General features: G+C 66.7%; 17 protein-coding genes. 11 read left to right on the top strand and 6 right to left on the bottom strand.

The window, feature by feature from the left end; translation table 11 throughout:
• Positions 1-26: 26 nt before the first annotated feature.
• The 5 genes from BMW54_RS09995 to BMW54_RS09975 are packed head-to-tail and all read right to left on the bottom strand — an operon-like array spanning position 27 to position 3,023.
• Positions 27-539 carry a hypothetical protein gene (locus BMW54_RS09995; RefSeq protein WP_090055047.1) on the bottom strand — a complete coding sequence of 171 codons (513 nt, stop codon included), beginning with the start codon at positions 537-539 and terminating at the stop codon, positions 27-29.
• 8 nt (positions 540-547) lie between these two features.
• Complete coding sequence (gene minE / locus BMW54_RS09990) at positions 548-811, bottom strand: cell division topological specificity factor MinE (RefSeq protein ID WP_090055045.1); 264 nt, start codon at positions 809-811, stop codon at positions 548-550.
• Between the two features lie 2 nt (positions 812-813).
• The gene (minD, locus tag BMW54_RS09985) at positions 814-1,626 is read right to left on the bottom strand and encodes a septum site-determining protein MinD (protein WP_090055043.1); all 813 of its coding nucleotides are present in this window, start codon (positions 1,624-1,626) and stop codon (positions 814-816) included.
• 33 nt (positions 1,627-1,659) lie between these two features.
• Complete coding sequence (gene minC / locus BMW54_RS09980; RefSeq protein WP_090055041.1) at positions 1,660-2,430, bottom strand: septum site-determining protein MinC; 771 nt, start codon at positions 2,428-2,430, stop codon at positions 1,660-1,662.
• Positions 2,427-3,023 (bottom strand): GNAT family N-acetyltransferase, encoded by a 597-nt coding sequence (locus BMW54_RS09975; protein ID WP_090055039.1) that lies wholly within the window; start codon positions 3,021-3,023, stop codon positions 2,427-2,429. Before BMW54_RS09975 ends, minC begins: the two co-directional genes overlap by 4 nt.
• A gap of 189 nt (positions 3,024-3,212) precedes the next feature.
• On the opposite strand from BMW54_RS09975, the gene BMW54_RS09970 reads away from it, so the two are divergent.
• The 11 genes from BMW54_RS09970 (at position 3,213) to BMW54_RS09920 (ending at position 16,450) form a co-directional block, all read left to right on the top strand.
• Positions 3,213-4,478, top strand: coding sequence for a sensor histidine kinase (locus BMW54_RS09970; protein WP_090055037.1), 1,266 nt, complete (start codon positions 3,213-3,215; stop codon positions 4,476-4,478).
• Complete coding sequence (locus tag BMW54_RS09965) at positions 4,475-5,116, top strand: response regulator (protein ID WP_090055035.1); 642 nt, start codon at positions 4,475-4,477, stop codon at positions 5,114-5,116. Before BMW54_RS09970 ends, BMW54_RS09965 begins: the two co-directional genes overlap by 4 nt.
• A 228-nt stretch (positions 5,117-5,344) precedes the next feature.
• A complete protein-coding gene (locus BMW54_RS09960; RefSeq protein ID WP_090055034.1) occupies positions 5,345-6,730 on the top strand; it encodes an SRPBCC family protein in 1,386 nt (461 codons plus the stop codon).
• Between the two features lie 118 nt (positions 6,731-6,848).
• Complete coding sequence (locus BMW54_RS09955; protein ID WP_090055032.1) at positions 6,849-7,784, top strand: ABC transporter ATP-binding protein; 936 nt, start codon at positions 6,849-6,851, stop codon at positions 7,782-7,784.
• Positions 7,781-8,515 (top strand): ABC transporter permease subunit, encoded by a 735-nt coding sequence (locus BMW54_RS09950; protein ID WP_090055030.1) that lies wholly within the window; start codon positions 7,781-7,783, stop codon positions 8,513-8,515. The genes BMW54_RS09955 and BMW54_RS09950 overlap by 4 nt, the downstream gene beginning before the upstream one ends.
• Positions 8,516-8,517: 2 nt before the next feature.
• Entirely contained in the window at positions 8,518-10,371 is a 1,854-nt protein-coding gene (locus tag BMW54_RS09945; protein ID WP_090055028.1) for a GldG family protein, read from the top strand.
• Positions 10,372-10,373: 2 nt separating this feature from the next.
• Positions 10,374-11,231, top strand: coding sequence for a cytochrome c oxidase assembly protein (locus BMW54_RS09940; protein ID WP_090055027.1), 858 nt, complete (start codon positions 10,374-10,376; stop codon positions 11,229-11,231).
• Between the two features lie 880 nt (positions 11,232-12,111).
• Positions 12,112-12,543, top strand: coding sequence for a hypothetical protein (locus tag BMW54_RS09935; RefSeq protein ID WP_090055025.1), 432 nt, complete (start codon positions 12,112-12,114; stop codon positions 12,541-12,543).
• A 130-nt stretch (positions 12,544-12,673) separates the two neighbouring features.
• Positions 12,674-14,845, top strand: a complete 2,172-nt coding sequence (locus BMW54_RS09930) for an XVIPCD domain-containing protein (RefSeq protein WP_139206078.1) — start codon at positions 12,674-12,676, stop codon at positions 14,843-14,845.
• A 14-nt stretch (positions 14,846-14,859) separates the two neighbouring features.
• Positions 14,860-15,315, top strand: coding sequence for a hypothetical protein (locus BMW54_RS09925; RefSeq protein ID WP_090055022.1), 456 nt, complete (start codon positions 14,860-14,862; stop codon positions 15,313-15,315).
• Between the two features lie 223 nt (positions 15,316-15,538).
• Positions 15,539-16,450 carry a hypothetical protein gene (locus tag BMW54_RS09920; RefSeq protein ID WP_090055021.1) on the top strand — a complete coding sequence of 304 codons (912 nt, stop codon included), beginning with the start codon at positions 15,539-15,541 and terminating at the stop codon, positions 16,448-16,450.
• Here the strand turns inward: BMW54_RS09920 and ppk2 are convergent.
• Positions 16,444-17,214, bottom strand: a complete 771-nt coding sequence (gene ppk2, locus BMW54_RS09915; RefSeq protein ID WP_090055019.1) for a polyphosphate kinase 2 — start codon at positions 17,212-17,214, stop codon at positions 16,444-16,446. The two genes, BMW54_RS09920 and ppk2, sit on opposite strands and share 7 nt — an antisense overlap.
• Positions 17,215-17,274 lie beyond the last annotated feature (60 nt).

The raw sequence follows: 17,274 nt of genomic DNA, 5'->3' as shown, positions 1-17,274 counted from the left end.
CCACCCTCCGGTAGGCGGCACGTCGTTCAGGCGTTCGTAGGCAACCCGCGCTCACGCAGGAACGCCTGCGCCTCGGGCGCATCCTGCTCGAACCACGCGCGCGTGGAACCGAGCCGATAGGTGTAACCCCAACGGTCCATGTCCTCCATAAGGCGCTCGGAGCCCACCGACGGCAGCTGCCCGGCGAGGACGATCTGCAGGTAGCAGGTGGCGTCTTCTTCTTCGATGGAATCGGTGGCGTCGGTGTGCACGAGCGCGCGCTTCGCCTCGGGCAGCACGATCAGGTGGCATGCCTCGTGGAGCAGCGAGTGCACCGGCGTGTCCGCGCGGGCGTAGACCGTGGTGCCGATGATGCCGGCCTCGGTGTCGCCCCAGAAACTGCCCGGGATCGGCTCGCCGTCGGCGACCGCGACGAGGCGCAGGCCGTAGCGGGCGAGGAGGGCGCGTGGTTCGTCGAATCCGATCTCGCCGACGCGGAGCACCGCGTCGGCGGGGTCGCTGCCGGGGACCGTGGCGGCCCCGGCGGAGGTGTCGTCCATGGCGAGGCTCAGACGACCGGCTTGCCGTCGGGCAGCGCGACCGAAAGTTCGAGCACCTCATGGCCGCTGTCGCGTTCGAGGTTGATGTTCACGGCCTCGACGTCGACGTTGACGTACTTGCGGATGACTTCGAGCAGCTCGTTGCGCAGCAGCGGCAGGTAGTCGGGGCCGCCGCGCGTCGAGCGCTCCTGGGCGACGATGATGCGCAGGCGTTCCTTGGCGACGCCTGCGCTCGGCTCGGGCTTGCGCTTCAGGAAATCGAGGATACCCATGCTCAACCTCCGAAGACGCGCTTGAGGAAGCCCTTCTTGACCGGCTCGAGGAAGCGAAGCGGACGCTCTTCGCCGAGGATCCGGGCGACGGTGTCCTTGTAGGCCGCGCCGGCGTTCGAGTTGTCGTCGAGGATCACCGGCACGCCGGCGTTGGACGCGGCGAGCACGTTCTCGGACTCCGGGATCACGCCGACGACCGAGATGCCGAGGATTTCCTCGACGTCCTTGACGCTCAGCATCTCGCCGGCTTCGACGCGGTTCGGGTTGTAGCGCGTCAGCAGCAGGTGCTGCTTGATCGGCGCCTCGCCCTTCTCGGCGCGGCGGGTCTTGCTCGCGAGCAGGCCGAGGATGCGGTCGGAGTCGCGGACCGAGGAGACTTCCGGATTGACGACGACGACGGCGTGGTCGGCGAAGTACATCGCGAGGTGCGCGCCCTTCTCGATGCCGGCGGGCGAGTCGCAGACGACGAAGTCGAAGTTTTCCTTGGTCAGTTCGTCGAGCACCTTCTCGACGCCTTCCTGCGTGAGGGCGTCCTTGTCGCGCGTCTGCGACGCGGCGAGCACGAAAAGATTCTCGTGGCGCTTGTCCTTGATCAGGGCCTGCTTGAGCGTGGCCTCGCCGTGCACGACGTTGACGAAGTCGTAAACCACACGGCGCTCGCAGCCCATGATGAGGTCGAGGTTGCGCAGGCCGACGTCGAAGTCGATGACGGCGACTTTCTTGCCCTGCATGGCGAGGCCGGTGGCGAGGGAGGCGCTGGTGGTGGTCTTGCCGACTCCGCCTTTGCCGGAGGTGACGACGATGATTTCAGTCAAGGGATGTCTCCGAGTATTGCGAGGCGGCTGTGGTCACAGCCGCGCGATCATGAGTTTTCCATTCTCGAGCCAGCATTGCACGGCCTGGCCTTCGAATTCCTTGGGCATGTCTTCGAACACGCGGTAATGCCCGGCGATCGCGACGAGTTCGGCGCGGAAGTCGGAGCAGAAGATGCGTGCCGATTCGTCACCCTGCGCGCCGGCCATGGCGCGGCCACGCAGGGTGCCGTAGATATGGATGGAGCCGTCGGCGATCACTTCGGCGCCGTTGGCGACGGTGGCGCTGACGACGAGGTCGCGTTCGCGCGCGTAGACCTGCTGCCCTGAGCGGACCGTGCCTTCGCCATGGTGTTGCGCGGTGACGGTACCGCCGGTGTCGGCGTCGTGCGTGGCGGCGGGCGACGCGTGCACCGGCTCGCTGCGCGACGGCGCGGCGACCGCCGCCGCGTCGCCCTGCGCCGGCTCGTACTGCGCGCGGAACTTGGCGATGAGCGGCAGGCCCATGCGCTCGGCGAGCGCTTCGGTCTCGCTGGTGCCGTAGGCCAGGCCGACGGGCAGCATGCCGGCGCTGCGGATGGCTTCGAGCAGCGCGTCGACCATGCCGTCGTCGGGCAGCTTCGGCAGGTGCGACAGATCGAGCACCACCGCGGCGCGCGCGAACATCTGCGGGGCGGACCGCACGCGGCGTTCCAGTTCCTCCACCAGCGCGGCGGCGTCGACGCGGCGAAGGCGCACGCAGGCGATGCCCACCTGGCCGAAGCGCAGGTCGCAGGCGGCTTCGAGGGATTCGGCGCGGGCGTTCATGCGGCCACCCCCGCGGCGTCGGCCGGGCGCCGGCGCTCGGCCAGCCAGTCGACGGCCGGCAGGCCGTCCTGCTCGAGGTAGCGCTCGCGCACGAACGGGAAGCTGGGCAGCTCGCGGGCGAGCAGGCTCACCATCGGGCCGTCGGCGCCCATCTTCTGCTGGCCGACTTCCTGGAAGCCCATGGTGCCGTGGAAGAGCACGGTCTGGTCGTTGCGGGGTTCGAGGAACACCTCGCAGGTCAAAAGTGGCACGCGTACCTCTGCATAGCTCTGCACATCGCAATAGAAGATCCGGCCCAGGCCGTGGCCACGCGATTCGGACGCGATCACGATGCGGTCGATATACACGAAGCTTTCGTAATGGGCCTGGAACCAGCGGAAGTTCGGGCTGGCGTACCCTGCGTCCTGGCGCATGGCGATGAGGAAACCGAGGATGCGGCCGTCCTGCTCGGCCACGCGGAAGTAGTGCGCGATCTGGTACAGGTGACGCAGGCGGTCGAGGTCCGTGGCGAGGATGCCTGTGCCCGCCTCGTTGTTGAGGCTCAGCACGGCACCCAGGTCGTGCTCGCGCACGTCGCGGATGGCAAGGGCCATTCGTTGCTCCGCTGGAGTGATCTGGAAAAGCGACCCCCGGGCCGCCGAATGCGCGGCATTATGGCACGCCCGGGTCTCGCCGGGGAGCGCGCCGGGCTTGTAAAACCGTTGTAAAGCCGACGCTTGCCGGCCGCCGGCACGTGACTTCAGTCAGGTGGTGCCGGCCGCGCGAAGCCCTATGATGCGGGCATGTCCAAGGTCCAGTTCAACCACGTCCGCCTGCTTCGCTACGCGACGTACTTCGTGTTCCTGTGCGCCGGCCTGCCGCTGTCGATGCAGCGGGCCGGATCGGGTCCGGGGGCGATCGGCGACATGGCGCTGCTGGCCTGGACCGCGTGTTACCTCGTCTTCGGTCTGGTGCACTGGCTGCTGACGAACCAGCTGGGCGCGCGCCTCAACGGCGCCACGCGTGTCGCGGTGCTCGTGATCCTCACCGGTACCGCGCTGGCGATCGGCGCGCTCAGCAAGAGCGGCGTCGGCGCCTTGCTGCTCATCATCGTCGCCACCGTGGTGCCGTGGCTGGTCAGCCTGCCGCTGGGCATCGCGTGGATGGTGGTGGCGCACGTGGCGCTGGTGCCCGTGTTCGCCGAGGTGCCGGGATGGGGCGTGATCAGCGCGCTGATGCAGGCGTGCCTGTACTTCGGTTTCTCGGCCCTGGTCTTCATCGCCTCGATGGTCGCGAGCCAGCAGGCGGAGGAGCGCGAGGAACTGCGCCGCCTGAATTCCGAACTCCGCGCCACCCGCGCGCTGCTGGCGGAGTCCACGCGCATCGCCGAGCGGATGCGCATCGCCCGCGACCTGCACGATCTGGTCGGCCACCACCTCACCGCGCTGAGCCTCAACCTCGAGGTCGCCAGCCACCTCACCAACGACGTCGCCCGCGAGCACGTGCTGAAAGCGCAGAGCACGGCGAAGCAACTGCTCGCCGACGTGCGCGAGGTGGTGAGCGAACTGCGCCAGGACGATGCGATCGACCTCACGCAGGCCCTGCGCAGCCTGACCGAGGGAGTGCCCGGTCTGGACGTCCGCCTCTCGGTGCCGCCGCGCTTCGGCGTGGAAGATCCCCGCCGCGCGCAGATGCTGCTGCGCTGCGTGCAGGAGATCCTGACGAACACCGTCCGCCACGCGAACGCCCGCCACCTCTGGCTGACGTTCCGCCACACCGGCCCCGACGAGCTCTGCCTCGACGCGCGCGACGACGGGCGCGGAAGCGGCGAGTTCCGTCCCGGCAACGGCCTGAACGGCATGCGCGAGCGCCTCGCCGAGTTCGGTGGCACGCTCACGTTCCGGACCGACCCGGCCGGCGGGTTCGCGCTGACCGCGCGCCTGCCGCTGGGCGAAGAATCCACGCTGGCCCATACGCCCGCGCGACAGCTCCTCGAGCCCGCCCCGGACGACGCGTCCGGGCAGGCGCCGCGTGCCACACTCTCCGTTCCTCCCGAGGACCTCCCATGATTTCCGTCTGCCTCGTCGACGATCAGAACCTGGTTCGCCAGGGCATACGTTCCCTGCTCGACCTCGCGGGCGACATCCGCGTGGTGGCCGAATGCGCCGATGGCGCGCAGGCGGTGCAGCAGATTCCCGTCGTGCGCCCGGACGTCGTGCTGCTCGACCTGCGCATGCCGAACATGAGCGGCCTCGAGGTCCTGCAGGCACTGGGGGCCCGTAACGAACTGCCGCCGACGATCATCCTGACCACCTTCGACGACGACCAGCTCGTGTTGTCCGGCCTGAAGGCGGGCGCCCGCGGCTACCTGCTCAAGGACGTCTCGCTCGACCAGCTCGTCGAGGCCGTCCGGACCGTCGCCGCCGGCGGGTCGCTGGTCGCCCCCATGGTCACGCAGCGGCTGCTGGCGGGGGTCGGCCGGATCCAGAACCAGTTCTCCAGCCTGGAGCAGCCGGACCCTCTCACGGAGCGTGAGACCGAGATCCTGCGGCTGCTCTCCGGCGGCTACAGCAACAAGGAGATCGCCAATTCCCTGCGCGTGGCGGAGGGAACGGTGAAGAACCACGTGTCCAACATCCTCTCCAAGCTCGGCGTACGCGACCGTACGCGCGCGGTCCTGAAGGCCCTCGAACTGGGGATCGTCTGACCGATCGCGGCAGGATCGGCCGGAAGCCCCGTCACACCGGCCGAAAACCCGCTTGTGCCGGGTTGCGAAAAAGGGCAGGCAACCCAATGGCGTTCCCCGCCGCGAGCAAGTACCATCGGCTCTTTCGGCGCGGGCGAACCCCTGCCACGGGCCGATTCTTCAGGGGTGACCACCCGGCGTCCATGCCGTGCGTGGAGCCCGTTCGTGAGACGTTCGGAGAACCGTGGAATGACGCGTCTGTTAGAATTTATTGTCGCCCTCGTCATCGTCGCCGTACTCGGTGTCGTGGTCGGCGTGGCCATGCCCTCGACCGGACATGTCGAGCGCGAAATGCTGATCAGCAAGGACTTGCGCCAGGTTTACGACGTTTTCAGCAACTTCCGTCGTTTCCCCGACTACACCGTCCTGCGCTCCTTCGATCCGAAGGTGCAGTTCGAGCTGTCGGGCAAGGCCTATGGCGTCGGCTCCAAGATCTCCTGGAAGGCCGCTGACGAGAAGGTCGGCGACGGCTCGCTCGAGATCGCCTCGATCGACCCGAACTTCGCCCAGGTCACCGATGCCGGCAAGGGCACGATCGTCTGGAACGTCGACAACGCCTGGCGCGGTGACGACAAGAAGTTCACGATCAAGCTCGAGCGCACCGGCCGCAGCCAGAAGCTCGTGAAGGTGAACTGGGCCTACGACGTCTCGTACGGCTTCAACCTGATCAACCGCTTCTCGAACCTCTACATCCACGGCGATCCCGACGCGCTGATCCAGTTCAGCCTGTCGAACCTGCAGAACCTGATGGCGTCGATCCCCAACATCGACTACAGCAAGATGGTTCCGTCGATCGTCGAAACCCCGGCCAAGCCGGTCCTGCTGGTCTCCACCACCGCGCCGCGCACGCTCGACGACGTCGACACCGCGTCGGACAAGGCGATGGCCGAGATCCAGGCCGCCGCGAAGAAGCTCGGCGTGAACGTGGTCGGTCCGCGCATCACCTTCACCACGAACTGGGGTGACCAGAACTACACGTTCGACGTCGCCGCCGAGATCGACGCGACCACGCTGAAGATCAACGGCCAGGACGTCGAGCTCACCGCCGCCCAGCGTCCGGCGCTCGACGCCGCCGCTCCGGCCGAGGCTTCGACCGCCGCCGCGCCGGCCGCCGCCGATGCCGGTGCCGCTCCGGGCAGCAAGGACAAGTTCGGCCGCGTCATCGTCGACGGCAACGTCAAGGCCGTCCTGGCCTTCGGTGGCAAGGCGCTGAAGGCCGAGTGGAACGGCACGGGCGCCGGTCTCCCGCAGACCCGCCAGATGCTGACCGCTTACTCGCAGACCCACGGCTACAAGTACGACGACGTGACCTACCGCGCCTACGACATCCAGGTGAAGGCGCCGGTGAACAACAAGGGCACGATCGAGGGCTACGACGAGCAGAAGTTCGAGATCTACCTCCCGCTGCAGGGCGACAACATTCCGGACCAGACCCCGGAGCAGGAAGCCGGCATGAAGCAGCCGGGTCTTGAAGAGTCGGCTCCGGCCGGTTCCTCGACGGCCCCGGCCGCCGCGGGCACGGCACCGGCCCCGGCCGGTACCGCGCCGGCACCGGCGGGCACCGCCGCACAGTAAGCGCCGGACCTCGCGAGACACAGAAACCCCGCCGGAGACGGCGGGGTTTTTTTTTGCGATCTCGGCGGCCCGACCCGGGTGGAACGCAGCACACCTCGTACCCGTTACACTCGCGGCAATGATCGAAGCCGACCGACTGACCCGCTGCTATGGCCCGCTCACCGCGGTCGATTCGCTGAGCCTGCGCGCCGAGCCGGGGCAGGTGCTGGGGCTGCTGGGTCCCAACGGCGCGGGGAAGTCCACGGCGATGCGCATGATCGCGGGATTCCTCACGCCGACGTCCGGCACGGCGCGCGTCTGCGGCCACGACATCCGCAAGGAGCCGCTCGCCGCCAAGCGCGCACTGGGCTACCTGCCGGAAGGCGCGCCCAGCTACGGCGAGATGACCATCCGCGAGTTCCTCGTCTTCATGATCCGCGTGCGCGGACTCGAGCGCGACGTGGCCTTCCGCCGCTTCGACGAGGTGGTCTCGCGACTCGAGCTCGAAGAGGTGCTCGAGCAGACGATCGGCACGCTGTCCAAGGGCCTGCGCCGCCGCGTGGGCCTGGCGCAGGCGATCCTGCACGACCCGCCGGTGCTCATGCTCGACGAGCCGACCGACGGCCTCGATCCGAACCAGAAGCATTCGGTCCGCATGCTGATCGACGCCATGGCGCGTGAGCGCACGATCCTGATCTCCACCCATCTGCTCGAAGAGGTGCACGCCTTGTGCAATCGCGTGGCGATCATCGCCAACGGCAAGCTGCTCGCCGATGCGACCCCGGCGGAGCTCGAGGCGCGTTCGCGCTACCACGGCGCGGTTTCGTTCAGCGCGCAGGGCAGCGGCGTGTCGCGCGAGATGCTGGCGCGCATTCCGAATGTCGCGATGGTGGAGGTCGATCCGCTCGACGGTCGCGTGACCGTCTTCCCGCGGCCCGGTCAGCCGATCCTCGAGGACGTCCAGGCGCTGCTGCGCACGCAGAACCTCCAGGTATCGGAGATCCAGCTGGAGCAGGGACGCCTCGACGAGGTGTTCCGGCAGATCACGACGCAGCCGCGCGGGGCACAGGCATGACGGCGGTCTCGGCGATCGCCCGGCGCGAACTGTGGAGCTACTTCGTCACACCGGTGGCGTACGTCTTCATGGTGATCTTCCTCGTGCTCGCGGGCCTGCTCACGTTCTACGCGGGCGATTTCTACGACCGCGGCCTTGCCGACCTGCAGCCCTTCTTCGACATGCACCCCTGGCTGTACCTCGTGCTGGTGCCGGCGGTGACGATGCCGATGTGGGCGGAGGAGCGCGCGTCCGGCACGCTCGAACTGCTGTTCTCCCTGCCGGCCTCGATCGCGCAGGCGGTGCTCGGCAAGTTCCTCGCCGCCTGGGCGTTCATCGGCATCTGCCTCGTGCTGACGTTTCCCATCTGGATCACGGTCAATTACCTCGGCGATCCGGACAACGGCGTCATCCTCGCGGGCTACGTCGGCAGCTGGCTGATGGCCGGCGCGTTCATCGCGATCGGTGCCTGCATGTCGGCGTCCACGCGTAGCCAGATCGTCGCGTTCATCCTGACCGCGGCGGTGTGCTTCCTGCTCCTGCTCGTGGGCCAGCCGCAGGTCGTCGACTTCTTCCAGGACTCGCTCCCGCCGCGGCTGATCGGCGCGCTGGGCCAGCTGAGCATTTCGCGTCACGCCAACGCGATCGCGCGCGGCGTGCTCGACCTGCGCGACCTGGTCTATTTCTTCGCCACGATCGTCGCCTGGCTTGGCGCCAGCGTCATCGTGCTCGACCTGAAGCGGACGCGCTGACGATGCGACACCTGCACGTGACGCGCTCCTTCCGGCTCCGGCTCGCGCTGCTCGGCATCGCGGTGCTGTTCCTCGTGACGATCGCCTTCAGTTCGATGTCGCTGCGCACCGCGCGCGTCGACCTCACCGAGGACCGCATCTACACCCTGACGCCGGGCACCCAGCAGATCGTGGACAGCCTGCGGAAGCCGCTGACGCTGACCCTTTATTTCTCGGACCATGCGACGCGCGACCTGCCGCAGATCCGCAGCTACGAGCAGCGCGTGCACGAGATGCTGCGCGAGATCGCCGTGCGCGCCCATGGCCGCGTGCGCTTCAGGGTCATCGATCCCGTGCCGTATTCCGACGACGAGGACGCCGCCGAGAGCTATGGTCTTTCGCCGGCCAGCGGCGGCAGCAACGGCGAGCGCGTGTTCTTCGGGCTGGTCGGCATGGATGGCTCGGGCGACGTGCCTCCCCAGTCGATCCCGTTCTTCGACCCGGCCCGCGAGCCCTTCGTCGAATACGACATCGCGAAGCTGCTCTACGAGCTCGGCATGCCGACCAAGCCGCGCCTCGGCGTCATCAGCACGCTGCCGGTGGAAGGCAACCTCGTGATCGGCGAGCCGGCCTGGGGCGTGGTGCGCCAGCTCGACCAGCTCGCCGACGTGACCACGCTGGACCCCGCCAGCCTCAAGCACATCGACGACGCGCTGAAGGTCGTGCTGCTGATCCACCCGAAGCACCTGACGGAAGACGCCCAGTACGCGATCGACCAGTACGTGCTGCGCGGCGGGCACCTCGTCGTGTTCGTCGATCCCGACGCGGAGATGGACAACGCGCCGCTGATCGACTCGCGGGGCATCGTGGACGACCACGACTCCGACCTGCGCCGCCTGTTCGAAACGTGGGGCGTGCTGTACGACCCCACCAAGGTGGTTCTCGACCGCTCGCAGGCGCTGACGATCGAGCTCAACGGCAACACCGTGGCCCACCCGGCGATGCTCGGCCTCGGCGCGCAGGATCTCAACCACGACGACGTGGTCACGGCAAGCCTGCAGCGCGTGAACTTCTCGACCGCGGGCTTCTTCGAACTCGCCCAGGACACGAAGGCGCGCTTCACGCCGCTGGTGCAGACCTCCGACGACGCGGCCGTCGTCCCGGCGCAGCGCGTGCGCGACGCGACGGGCGATCCGTCGACGCTTCTGGAGAACTACGAACCCACGCACGAGCGTTACGTCATCGCGGGCCGCCTGCGCGACACGTTCCGCACGGCGTTCCCCGAGCGCCGCGAAAAGGGCCATCTCGACCAGGCCGCGGCCCCCGGCGAGGTCGTGCTGATCGCGGATACCGATCTGCTCTCCGATCGCCTCTGGATCGACGTGCAGCCGTTGCTCGGCCAGCAGCAGATGACGCCGTTCGCGAACAATGGCGACTTCGTGGCCAACATCGTCGACAACCTCGGTGGATCCACCGCGCTGCTTTCGATCCGCGGTCGCGTGAACTCGCAGCGGCCATTCACGCGCGTGCGCTCGTTGCAGGCGGCGGCGGACCGCAAGTTCCTGGTCAAGAAGCGCGAGCTGGAGAACGAGCTCTACGACACGCAGCGCCGCCTCGCGGAACTGCAGCCCACGAAGAACGGCACGGGCCCGTCGACCGCCACGGCGGAACAGCGTCGCGAGGTCGAGCAGTACCTGCAGCGCAAGCTCGCCATCGGCAAGGAGCTGCGCGACGTGCAGCACCAGCTCAACGCGGAGATCGACGCGCTGGGCCTGCGACTGAAGTTCATCAACATCGTGCTGGTGCCGGGCCTGGTGGCGATCATCGGCCTGATCTACGGCTGGCGGCGCACGCGCCGAAGCCGGCGCGTGCTCTGACCGTGCTGTCCGTCGCGATGAAGTGGATCGTGCCCTGGGAGTTCTCCTGGGTGTTCCTGGTCCTCTTCGTCGGCGCGGCCTGGCTCTACGTGCGCGGCGCGCGGCGCCTTCGCGTGCCGCCAGCCAGGCAGGCGGCGTTCTGGACCGGCATGACGATCGTGTACGTCGCGCTGCATACGTACTTCGACTATTACGCGGAGCATGAATTCTTCATGCATCGCATCCAGCAGGTGCTGCTGCACCACCTCGCGCCGTTGCTCATCATCGCGGCCTATCCGGGCAGCGTGCTGCGCGCTGGCCTTCCCCTGGCGTGGCGCGTCCGCCTGCGACGCGCGGGACGCTCGCTCGCCTGGCGGGCCTTCTCGGCCGTCGCGCTCAACCCCGCGTTCGTTACCGCGTCGTTCGTCGCATTGATCCTCGTCTGGCTCATCCCCGACATGCAGACGCTGGCGATGCTCGACTGGCGTCTGTATCGACTCATGAACTGGTCGATGATGATCTCGGGCCTGGCCTACTGGTGGATCGTCCTCGATCACCGGCCGAAGCCACCGGGACGCATGGCCCCGGGCTGGCGCGTCCTGTCGCCCGCGATCACGATGACGCCGCAGATCGTCGCCGGCGCCATCGTCACCTTCTCGAAGACCGATCTCTACCCGATCTTCGAAATCTGCGGCCGCGCCTTCACGATGAACGTGCTCACCGGGCAGCTGATCGGCGGCGTCATCATGTGGGTCCCCGCCGCGATGATCGAATCGGCCGGCGGCCTGCTCGCCCTCCAGCAATGGCTGCGCCTCTCGCGCAACGGACGCCTGCCTCGACGCCCCGTGCATCCGCGTCGCCACACGGTCACCCATTCGTAAGCCCCCCTCCGGTCGCCTCGACGGGCTCGGCTTCGCCATCGCGTTGGTGTCGCACACCGTGTCGCCGGGCGCGGAGGCGCCGGGCCGTGCCCCTCGGCGCTCAGACATGCGGTCGCAGGCGACCGAACTCGCTCCGAGGGGCACAGCCCGGCACCTCTCCGATCACCGAGGCAGCACGTCGGACAGACGCTTGCGCCGCAAGGCGCCTGGTAGGAGCGGACCTGGCCGCGATGGGTGCTCGCACGACGGCCCATCACAGAGTTGGCATCGTTCGCCTGCGCCGTACCGCGCATCTGATGGGTCTGAAGGGAGCGGACACGACGTAGGCTCGGCGTTCCCTATCGCGCTTGCGTCGCACACCATGTCGCCCGGCGTGGAGGCGCCGGGCTGTGCCCCTCAGCGCTCGGACATGCGGTCGCAGGCGACCGAACTCGCTCTGAGGGGCACCGCCCGGCACCTCTCCGATCACCGAGGCAGCACGTCGGACAGACGCTTGCGCCGCAAGGCGCCTGGTAGGAGCGGACCTGGCCGCGACGGGTGCTCGCGTATCCATCCGTCACAAAGCGCGCCGCCGCTTCATGCGTGTCACTTTTCAGAATCTTCCCGATTCGCGAACGCTCGCCATTGCCTAAGATGCAGAGGCTCGCTGCGACAAGTCTCAACGGCTGAGCATCTATCCGGATAGCCACACTAAGATGTCATGCGATGCAACTCATTGTTGCGCATGGATCGGAGTGGCGCACCGACCTTTCAGGCTCTTGCACCGGTCAGGCATCTGACATGATTCGACTCAGTTTCTAGCCTGATGACTGGCACAGCTCGGTGTCAGAAGCCGCTCGGCCGGATTCGAAGGCACAACCCGCGAACAAGGAGCATCGCCATGGGTAAGTACAGCGATACATTTGACTGGATCGATCTTCCGCAAGGGCGGGTTCGCTACGCGGGAGGAAAGCGTGGTCGCGATGAGCCGCCCATCGAGACCTTCGCAGCTGAGATTTTTGGCTCGATCTACTACGGCGAAGTGAGGGCGGTGTTCCTCGCTGACGGAAATAATTTCAACGTTGAAATTGTCTCGTTCGGATGGTTGAAGCACGATTGGTTCGGGACTGACCCCGATCCTAGGTACTGCGCCGCCTTTACGCTCCGAGAGCTGGGCGAGGTCCAGTCGCTGCTTGGTCAGATGATATCGGCTTGGTGCTTGTTAGACGAAAGGCCCTTCGTCATAGACGAGTCAGCGCAGTCCCGGTTCATGGGCGACATTCTTTTTCGGAATGGATGGGTACTGGTCAGGGATGACGAGGACAGGGACTGATGGGTCTGGACGCGACCTTGGGCGTATTCGCGCGGCCAGGACGCTGGATGACATTCGGGCAATTGTGCGTGAGTATTCGGCGAAGGCTTCTGGACCCACAGCGACACTTTACAGTGGCGCTGTGGGTGAGGTGCCAACGAATGACATCGCTGTCGCGCATGCGGCGAAGACACGGGCGTCGATCATCAACGATACGCCGCGCGGCAAGTTCTTGGCCGACGAAGCAATCGACATCGCGATAAAGAAGTCCGCCAGACGGATTTTTGAAGCTCAGGGTGCTCGGAATGATGTTTCAAGAAAGCTCGTTCTCGACTTTCTTTACGGCGACGCCAACGCGCCCGCGAACAGCCTCACCAGCATTCAGAACTGCCTCTGGTGCGAAGCGTCCCGTGACTTCGCCAACTCGTTGCGGGGCGATGTCAGAGTCATCGCCGTCAACGCCAATCCGTATCGTGTTTTCGGTCAGGTCGAGATACCTACGGCGCTGCAGAACCCGAACGTTCGCAGCCTCGGTGGCGTGCCGGTGGAGTTTCTGCGTGGCGTGTATGCGCAGCACGGCGTGGAAGGCGTTCTCCCGCATGTGCAGGCCGCCTATATAAGGGAGGCGACGCTCGCTGGCCTGTTGCCGACACCGGTCGCCGAACCGCTGGTGGGGGTGCGCCGCGCACCTGGCGCGACCATGTCGATCAAGGGATTGGGCCTGGCCGGTGTGGCCGCCACCGTCCATGACAGCGTGGTATCGGCAAGGGAGGCTGCAGCGCTACACGAGCAAGGCAACGACACCGGCGCGCAGTCGCATATCGTCGGCGCGGTGTCGCGTAACGTCGGTGGATTCGGCGGGGTCGCGTTGGGGGCTTCCGCTGGCGCGGCACTTACGTCGGAGACCGGGCCCGGCGCGTTCATCGGCGGTGCCGTGGGTGGTATCGCGGGCGCCGTGGCCGGTGACAGGCTGGCCGCATGGCTCGACGAGCAGCGCATTCATCGGCAAACCGATGGGGAAGGGCACCGCTGGCAGTTCGATCCCCGCCATCCTGCGCATGGCTGGACGCGCACCGTCGATGCCGGACTCGATACGCAGGCCACCGTGGACCGCGGCATGCCGGTGTACAACCGGCAGACGGTCACGGCCTCCGCCGAGTTGGCCGACCGGCTCAACTATCAGGCGTCGAGCCGCGCGGTGGAACTGGCGCTGGCCGCGCCGCCGAAGACGCAGAATCCTTATCGACTGCCGTCGACCCCGGAGGATCATCGGCCGGGCAACCTCTACGAGGGCGACTGGCAACGCGATGCCTCTTCGGGGCGATGGTCGCGTCATGTCAGCGACAGCCATGTCGGATTGAGCATGCAGCGCTTCGACGTCGAATCCGCGAGCCCGGCAAGGGCCGCGATGCTCGATCGGCAAGCCCAGGAGATCGTGGCGACGAACCGACAAGTGACGCCGGCCGCGATGGCAACCAACTACCAGGCCGCTTACGACCGGTTCGGCTGGTCGCGGCACGGCGAGATGCCTCCTGCCGTGCGGGATGCGATCCGGCATCCCGAGCGTCAGGTCGCGTTCGACGGTCTGACGTATACGCGCGGAGACGACGCGCAGTGGACCACCCCGGGTGCGCTCTATGGCCGCAACCCGGCGGAGGACAACGTGCAGGAGGCGTTGGAGGCGGTCTATCGGATGGACTCGCCGATACCGGCTTCGAAGCTTTCCGCAGCCCCTCCGTCGCTGGTGACCACGGCGGCGGACACCGGCCCGCGTTCGGCGACGCGGATAGAAGGCGACGACTTGATCGGCCGGTACTTCGCGGCGCTTCATGCCGGTGACGACAAGGGCGCGCTGGCGATCGCTCACGCCTACAGCACCACCGATGCCGCCGAGCAGCTGCTGGCGGAGACGATGCAAGGTATCGCGGACAAGCAGAAGGCCCTTCCGGGCCGCGACCAGCCTCTGTTTGCCCAGGCGATGTCGCATCTCGAACGACTGGGGCCGGACGAAGTGCGGTGCGAGGATCGCGCGGACATGGAGCGCACGGCAGGTGTGCTCGCCTTCGAAGCGCGCCGCAACGGCCTGGATCGTATCGACAGTGTCGCCATCGACTGGAACGGCCAGTTGATGGCTACGAAGGACGTGGGTAGTCCGTGGTTCGGCCAATCGGCGACGATCGATCCGATCCATGCGTCCATGCAGCCGCTTGACCGGAGTCTCGAGCGACTGGCCGAGGAAACGGAACGCCAGGCCCAGCAAGCGTTGCAACAACAACTGGAACAGAGTCAGCGCCAGAGCATGAGCCGCGGCATGTCGCGGTAAAAAGGAGAGACAGAGTGAACGAGGATGCGAAGAACGCCGCCGGCCTGCTCTTGATGAGTGTGTCCCGGGTGGACAAGACCGTGGCGAACATGACGAAGCAGACGATGGAAACGCAGCGAGCCCTTCGGGCGTTTCGGGAGCAGGAGGTCAAGCAGTTCCGCGAGGACATGACCGCCGCCTTACACGAGCAGCAGCAACGCTTCGATGCGCTCATGCGCCCGAAGCTCATTCGGGCCTGGCAATTCGTGGGCGCGATGGGAACCCTCGTCCTGGTTCTCGTCGGCGGCGCGGTAGGCCTGAACTATCACTACCTCGGGGTGATCCAGGACAACAAGCAGTCGGCCGAGTGGCTCAAGGCCGTCAATCGCGCCGATGTGACGCTTTGCGATGGCGTCCTGTGCGCGCGCATCGACACCAAAGCCAGGCGCTGGGGTGCCAAGGGCGAATACCAGCTGGTGAAGCCGCGTTGAACACAGTGGCCTAGCGAAAAGAGTCCGGCGTGACGTGGACTCTTTTCAATGCCCGGGGCTGGGCGGGAAGAATCGCTCACCACGCTGTGCTGACACCTACATCGTTTTCGTCGATCGCCGTCAAAACCTTGCCGTCGACGTGCCGATGCCCTTCCCACGGCGAATCGATCAGAGACGAACCGCGTCGCGGCTCGTTGCCGCGGCATTCGCGCAAGGAGGGCACATGGAACTTGTTCGTGCAGATTGCCTGTCGATCGACAGGGAGATGCGGGCGGGAGATACGGTGCGCATCGTCAATGGCGCACCTTACACCGACATGCTCGCGAAGCAAGAGGCGGCAGGGCGCGCGGACCCCGCGGGTGGCGGTCTTTCGCTGTCCCGCGTCGGTATGGCGCTTGCGTCGGTGGGGCGGGGGCGAACCGTCGATCCCGAGGCGGCCGCAGCGACGTTCAGTGACTTCGTCGCGTCGATCGGTAGCCAGATCCGTGCGGAGGGCATCCGCGCGGATGTCTTCGAGGAGGTCCCTCGCGACGGGTCCAGCGACAGGCTGACGCTCGCCAGGCAAGCGAGCAACTGCGTATCGGTGATCTATTACGGTGGCGCGAAGATCCACGCCGATGTGTCGGCGGCCAATCCGTTCGAGTCGCTCGACAGAATGACCCTCTCGCAGATCGCATTCGACGACTCGGGAGCGTTCACTTCGGTCGAGCGGCACCTGGCCTCCATGACGATGAGCGAGCGCGACACATCCTTCAGAACCAGCGTTTACGAACTTGCCTCTTCGATGGACGAAAAGCGCCGTGGACCCTGGCACGAGGCGCTGAGTTATCTGGGCGATGCCCGGATTTCGGCGGGCATGAGTGACGCGGAGCGCGCCTGGAGGGGGTGGGGGTCGACGGCATCGTTGGCCGCGTACGGTGCCTCGGTGGCAGCGGAAAACGCGCTCGAACTCCCCGTGCTTCCATCCTACGGGCCCTTCCGCGACGAAAGCCCTTTGGCTCTCGTCGCCCGACCGAACGCGCAAGGTTTCGCGCAATGGTCGGAGATCTCCATCCGGCAGCTCGCCGACGCACCGCGCGACGAGCTGCTGACCCTGGTGAAGATCCTCGACGCAGCGGGTAAGGACGATCAATAAACCTCGGGCACCCGTTGCGCCTTCGCGGTGACCTTGTCCTTCTTCGGCTTGCCAGCGAGCGGCGGCAGGTCGAAGGGTTTATCCGGCGTCAGCTTGTCGGGAATGCGGTCGAGCAGGTGGCGGATGAGGTTCAGCCGACCGGTCTTCTGGTCGTTGAAGTCGGCGACGAACCACGGGGCGTCCTCGGTGTCCGTGTGCTGGATCATGGCGTCGCGCAGGTCGCCGATCTCGGCGTACTTGTCGCGCGCCTTGATGTCGACGGGCGAGAGCTTCCAGCGCTTGAGCGGATCCGCCGCGCGTTCGGCGAAGCGCTCTTCCTGTTCCTTCTGATCGACCGAGAGCCAGTACTTCAGCAGGATGATGCCGTCGTCGACGAGCATCTTCTCGAAGACGGGGCAGGCCTTCATGAAGCGGTCGTACTGCTCGTCGGTGCAGAAGCCCATGGCGGGTTCGACGACCGCGCGGTTGTACCAGCTGCGGTCGAACAGCACGAGTTCGCCCGCCGCCGGCAGCTCCGCGACGTAACGCTGGAAATACCACTGCGTGTCTTCGGTCGGCGTGGGCTTGGAGAGCGCCACGACGCGCGCGGCGCGGGTGTCGAGCTTGTCCGTGATCGCCTTGATGGTGCCGCCCTTGCCGGCCGCGTCGCGGCCTTCGAAGACGACGACCATGCGCTTGCCGGTGTGCCTGAGCCAGCGCGTCAGGCCGACGAGTTCGACCTGGAGTTCCTCGAGCGCTTTTTCGTACTTCTTTTTCTTGCCCATGCCGGATGCCTCCCGTGTGGTCCGCGAACTGTGCCTCAGTGAGCGTCACGATGTCGTCAG

Origin of the sequence: Luteibacter sp. 329MFSha, assembly GCF_900111665.1 — a bacterium.
In the GTDB taxonomy this organism is placed as follows: domain Bacteria; phylum Pseudomonadota; class Gammaproteobacteria; order Xanthomonadales; family Rhodanobacteraceae; genus Luteibacter.
This window is presented reverse-complemented; position numbering and strand designations above follow the sequence as displayed.

What these genes read in the sequence shown, in the direction of transcription:
- BMW54_RS09995 (WP_090055047.1), bottom strand. Translation starts at nt 539, where the DNA reads ATGGACGACACCTCCGCCGGGGCCGCCACGGTCCCCGGCAGCGACCCC.
- minE (WP_090055045.1), bottom strand. Translation starts at nt 811, where the DNA reads ATGGGTATCCTCGATTTCCTGAAGCGCAAGCCCGAGCCGAGCGCAGGC.
- minC (WP_090055041.1), bottom strand. Translation starts at nt 2,430, where the DNA reads ATGAACGCCCGCGCCGAATCCCTCGAAGCCGCCTGCGACCTGCGCTTC.
- BMW54_RS09975 (WP_090055039.1), bottom strand. Translation starts at nt 3,023, where the DNA reads ATGGCCCTTGCCATCCGCGACGTGCGCGAGCACGACCTGGGTGCCGTG.
- BMW54_RS09970 (WP_090055037.1), top strand. Translation starts at nt 3,213, where the DNA reads ATGTCCAAGGTCCAGTTCAACCACGTCCGCCTGCTTCGCTACGCGACG.
- BMW54_RS09965 (WP_090055035.1), top strand. Translation starts at nt 4,475, where the DNA reads ATGATTTCCGTCTGCCTCGTCGACGATCAGAACCTGGTTCGCCAGGGC.
- BMW54_RS09960 (WP_090055034.1), top strand. Translation starts at nt 5,345, where the DNA reads ATGACGCGTCTGTTAGAATTTATTGTCGCCCTCGTCATCGTCGCCGTA.
- BMW54_RS09955 (WP_090055032.1), top strand. Translation starts at nt 6,849, where the DNA reads ATGATCGAAGCCGACCGACTGACCCGCTGCTATGGCCCGCTCACCGCG.
- BMW54_RS09950 (WP_090055030.1), top strand. Translation starts at nt 7,781, where the DNA reads ATGACGGCGGTCTCGGCGATCGCCCGGCGCGAACTGTGGAGCTACTTC.
- BMW54_RS09945 (WP_090055028.1), top strand. Translation starts at nt 8,518, where the DNA reads ATGCGACACCTGCACGTGACGCGCTCCTTCCGGCTCCGGCTCGCGCTG.
- BMW54_RS09935 (WP_090055025.1), top strand. Translation starts at nt 12,112, where the DNA reads ATGGGTAAGTACAGCGATACATTTGACTGGATCGATCTTCCGCAAGGG.
- BMW54_RS09920 (WP_090055021.1), top strand. Translation starts at nt 15,539, where the DNA reads ATGGAACTTGTTCGTGCAGATTGCCTGTCGATCGACAGGGAGATGCGG.
- ppk2 (WP_090055019.1), bottom strand. Translation starts at nt 17,214, where the DNA reads ATGGGCAAGAAAAAGAAGTACGAAAAAGCGCTCGAGGAACTCCAGGTC.